Below are 4,190 nucleotides of genomic sequence, written 5' to 3' on the forward strand. Positions count from 1 at the left end.
TCGATCATCACCTGGCAGCCATGGTCCCAGGCGACCTTAGTCAGCTCACCCAGCGTCTCGAGCTCGGCGAATTGGGCGCGGTCGTTGGCGTCGGCGATGGAGCCGGGACGAAGCCCGTCGCCGAGCGAAAAGCTGACATCGTATTTCCGCATGATCTCGCAAATGTCGGCGAAGCGCTCGTAGAGGAAGCTCTCCCGGTGATGGGCCAGGCACCATTTGGCCATGATCGAGCCGCCGCGTGACACGATGCCGGTGACCCGGTCCGCGGTGAGATGGATATAGCCGAGGCGCACGCCCGCATGGATGGTGAAGTAGTCGACGCCCTGCTCGCATTGCTCGATCAGCGTGTCCTTGTAGACCTCCCAGTCGAGCTTGACCGGGTCGCCGTCGACCTTCTCCAAGGCTTGGTAGATCGGCACCGTGCCGATGGGCACCGCGGCGTTCCTGATGATCCATTCGCGGGTGGTGTGGATGTTGCGGCCCGTGGAGAGATCCATGACCGTATCGGCGCCCCAGCGGGTCGCCCACACCATCTTCTCCACCTCCTCCTCCACCGACGACGTCACGGCGGAGTTGCCGATATTGGCGTTGATCTTGGTCAAGAAGTTGCGGCCGATGATCATCGGCTCGCTCTCGGGGTGATTGATGTTGGCGGGGATGATGGCCCGGCCGCGCGCTACCTCGTCGCGCACGAACTCCGCCGTGACGAAGGCAGGCAGCGCCGCGCCGAAGTCCTCGCCGTCATCGAGACGGGCTTGCGCTTCGTCCGAGGCGCGCATGCGCCCGATATTCTCGCGATGGGCGATATAGATCATCTCGTTGGTGACGATGCCGGCGCGGGCGAGCTCGAGCTGCGTCACGGGGCGACCTTCAAGGCCGCGCAAGGGTTGGCGCTCGACCTTAAACGCGCTGGCGAGATGGGCGGCGCCCACATTGCCGTTGTCTTCCGGCTTCACGGCGCGGCCGCCGTAAGTCTCGACGCCGCCGCGCGCCGCGATCCACGGGATGCGCAACGGATCAAGTCCACGCTTCACGTCGATGGCGACGGCGTCATCGGTGTACGGACCCGACGGGTCATAGACCTTGAAGATATTCTTATGGCCTACCGCTTCGCTACTTGAGGCCGATTGGCCTACCGCTTCGCTACTTGAGGCCGATGCCCCGTCGCTCAACTCGATCGCGCGGAACGGCACGCGCAACGTCTCGTCGCCTTCAGGAGACGAATAGATCTTGCGGCTGCCAACGAGCGGGCCCGTGGTGACCTCGGGTGCTGCAATCTTTTTGTCGTGAATGTTCATGGCCTCATGACTCCAATTCGGCTCAAGCGAAATAGCCGTAGAAGCAAAGCACCGCGGCGATGACCAGCCAGACCACGCCGCCGATGGTCATGGCCCAGGGCTTGCCGAGCATTGCCACGCCGACTCTTTTGACCCAGCTGAAGGAGATGATGCGGACCGCGCCGCCGATCGCCCCCATCCAGCCGAACAGGGTGACGATCACGCGCCAATCCAGCGCCCACACATTGTGATAGAGCACGATGGCGATACCGGCCGTCATGACGAGGACGCCGGAGACGTAGATCAGCGGCGGGCTGTCCAGAAAGTCGCGGGACATGGCGCGATAACCCTCCCGGTTCACGAGAAGGCCAATCGCGGCCGCCAGCATCACGGGGCCGATGAGCTTCGCTAGAAAGATCGATGTCTGCATGACGTTGCGTCCTGTCCCTTCGCCGGCATGACCCGGATCAGGTTCGAAGGGTCTCCGCACCGGTCTTGGACAAAGCTCAAGACAGCGGACTCTCAGCCCCTGCCTGGGGCTCCCCTCGGAACGCAGTCACTGTAGACCTCCGGGCGCCGCTCCGAAAGGGCTGCCGGTGGGCGGCGGAGGCGAAAGGCCGCACGGCCACGCAAAGTTGAACGCAGAGGTCTCCAAGGATTGAATCGCCGCGCGGCAAGGATTGGCCGGCAAAACCCGGAATTCCCGAGGAGGCGAGCGGCGCAGAACCATGACAGAACTGGGCGCGGGCTCTAACGCCGAGGGACATCTTGCGGGGGCCGCCCAAGCAGTTTAAGCCTCGTCATCATTCTGCCTTGCTTCACCTTGAATTGCGTGCCCTGAAACCTCCCCCCGCCATTCCTCAGCTGCCCAAACCAAGGTAGATAGCCACGTGAACCAGGACGCCACGACTTCCGCTTCCGCGCCGACGACCGCGAAGAACAACGCGGCGCGCCGCCGGTGGATTGCTCTTTTCGTTCTCCTGGTGGTGACGGTGGGCGGCGTTCTCGCCTATTGGCGCTACGCTGCGATCTACCCCTCGACCGACAATGCCTATACGGGCGCGGACATCGTGCGCATCGCCCCGCTGGTCTCGGGCCCAGTGACCAGCGTTTATGTCGTCGAGGACCAGAAGGTGTCCAAGGGCGATCCGCTGTTCGACATCGATCCGGCGCCTTACGAGGCGGCGCTGCGCGGCGCGCGCGCCCAGTTCGACGCCGCGGTCAACGCCACCGGCATCGCCGGCGAAGACTTGAAGTCCGCCGCCGACGAGATGGAAGCGAAGCGCGTGGCGCTGGTGGCGGCGCTCGGCAAATATCGCGAGGCCGAGAGCGCGCAAGGCGAAGGCGAAGCGCCGAACCAAGCGACCCTGGACGCCTTGAAAGAAGTGCATGAGGCCCAGACCGCTTATCAGGATGCGCACGAAGCCTTCAGCAACGCGCAGGACCAGGATCTCGTGGTGACGACACCCACGGTGAAGCTCCGCGGCGCCGCGGCCCAGCTCGACAAGGCCACCGAGGACCGGGTGAAAACCCATGTGCTCTCGCCGGGCGACGGCTGGGTTTCCAATGTGCGCTTGCGGCCAGGTGCGGTCGTGGGAACCGGCACGCCCGCTTTCGCCCTCGTCGAGAACAGCGATTGGTGGGTGGCCGCCAACTTCAAGGAAACCGACCTCGCCCGCATCAAGCCCGGCCAGCCGGCGACCATCAGCCTCGACATGTATCCGGGCTACACCATCGACGGCGCGGTCGAGAGCATCAGCCCCGGTTCCGGCGCCCTCTTCTCGGTGCTGCCGCCGGAGAACGCCACCGGCAACTGGGTGAAGGTCACGCAGCGCTTTCCCGTGCGCGTCAAGATCACGAGCGAGCCTGACGCCGACCGGCCCTTGCGCGTCGGCGCCAGCGCCACGGTGACCGTCGACACGACGAAAGATTCGACCGAAGGCATGCAATGAGCGCTGAACAGCGCGCGGGCGGCAAGGTAACTAAAGGCCGCGGCGCGAAGCCGCCAAGGAAGCGGCCACCGCCGCCCCCGCCGCCGCCGAAACCGGAATTTGAGCGCCCGCCGATTCCGCTGGTCATCGCCGTGGTGCTGACCGCGGTGCTCGAAGTGCTGGACATCACGATCGTCAACGTGGCGATCCCGCATATGCTCGGCGCCTTCTCGGCAACGCCCGACCAGATCACCTGGATCCTCACCTCGTATATCGTGGCGGCCGCCGTGGTCATGCCGCTCACCGGCTATCTGTCCAACTGGCTCGGCCGCCGCCGGCTACTCCTGCTCTCGATCACGGGCTTCACCATCTCGTCGGTTCTTTGCGGCCTGTCCTGGAACCTCGAGAGCATCGTCTTCTTCCGCCTCGCCCAGGGCGTGTTCGGCGCGCCGCTGGTCCCCTTGAGCCAAGCCATCCTGCTCGATGCCTTCCCGCGCGAGAAGCACGGCCAGGCGCTGGCCATTTTCGGCCTCGGCATCATGGTGGCGCCGGTGATCGGACCCGCGCTCGGCGGCTATCTGACCGAAGCATATTCCTGGCGAATGGTGTTCTACATCAACATCCCCATCGGCATTCTCGCGCTGCTGCTCGCGGTGGGCTATCTCCCCCAGCGCGCCATCAAGGAGATGCGAACCGACTGGGTCGGCTTGGCGCTTCTAATCGTCGCCGTGGGCGCCCTGCAATTCGTGCTCGACCAGGGCCAGATGCGCGACTGGTTCAACTCGAAGGTCATCGTCTCGGGCGCCATCATAGCCATCTTCACCACCGCCGCATTCTTCCTGCGCGGCTGGAACAAGCCCGACAACATCATCGACCTGTCGCTGCTGAAGGATCGAAACTTCGTCGCCGGCACGCTCGCCATTACACTCTTTGGCATCAGCCTGTTCGGCTGGATGGCGATCATGCCGCTGTTCAGCCAGCG

4 protein-coding genes and 1 riboswitch are annotated in these 4,190 nt (G+C 64.6%); of the genes, 2 read left to right on the forward strand and 2 right to left on the reverse strand.

Annotation, left to right across the window (positions count from 1 at the left end; translation table 11 throughout):
* Together thiC and ACSLE4_RS06435 are read right to left on the reverse strand one after the other, a co-directional pair.
* Positions 1 to 1,298 (reverse strand): phosphomethylpyrimidine synthase ThiC (thiC, locus tag ACSLE4_RS06430; RefSeq protein ID WP_435903653.1); only part of this gene is annotated, 1,298 nt, incomplete at its 3' end.
* A gap of 22 nt (positions 1,299 to 1,320) precedes the next feature.
* Positions 1,321 to 1,707, reverse strand: a complete 387-nt coding sequence (locus ACSLE4_RS06435) for a hypothetical protein (RefSeq protein WP_435903654.1) — start codon at positions 1,705 to 1,707, stop codon at positions 1,321 to 1,323.
* Positions 1,705 to 1,833, reverse strand: a riboswitch (TPP riboswitch). It overlaps the preceding gene by 3 nt.
* Positions 1,834 to 2,167: 334 nt before the next feature.
* On the opposite strand from ACSLE4_RS06435, the gene ACSLE4_RS06440 reads away from it, so the two are divergent.
* Both ACSLE4_RS06440 and ACSLE4_RS06445 read left to right on the forward strand, forming a co-directional pair.
* Positions 2,168 to 3,229, forward strand: a complete 1,062-nt coding sequence (locus tag ACSLE4_RS06440) for an efflux RND transporter periplasmic adaptor subunit (protein WP_435903655.1) — start codon at positions 2,168 to 2,170, stop codon at positions 3,227 to 3,229.
* Positions 3,226 to 4,190, forward strand: a 965-nt coding sequence (locus tag ACSLE4_RS06445; RefSeq protein ID WP_435903656.1) for a DHA2 family efflux MFS transporter permease subunit, incomplete at its 3' end; no start/stop codon positions are given. The genes ACSLE4_RS06440 and ACSLE4_RS06445, both read left to right, overlap by 4 nt.

It is taken from the genome of Methyloceanibacter sp. (genome assembly GCF_051306395.1).
Taxonomy (GTDB): domain Bacteria; phylum Pseudomonadota; class Alphaproteobacteria; order Rhizobiales; family Methyloligellaceae; genus Methyloceanibacter.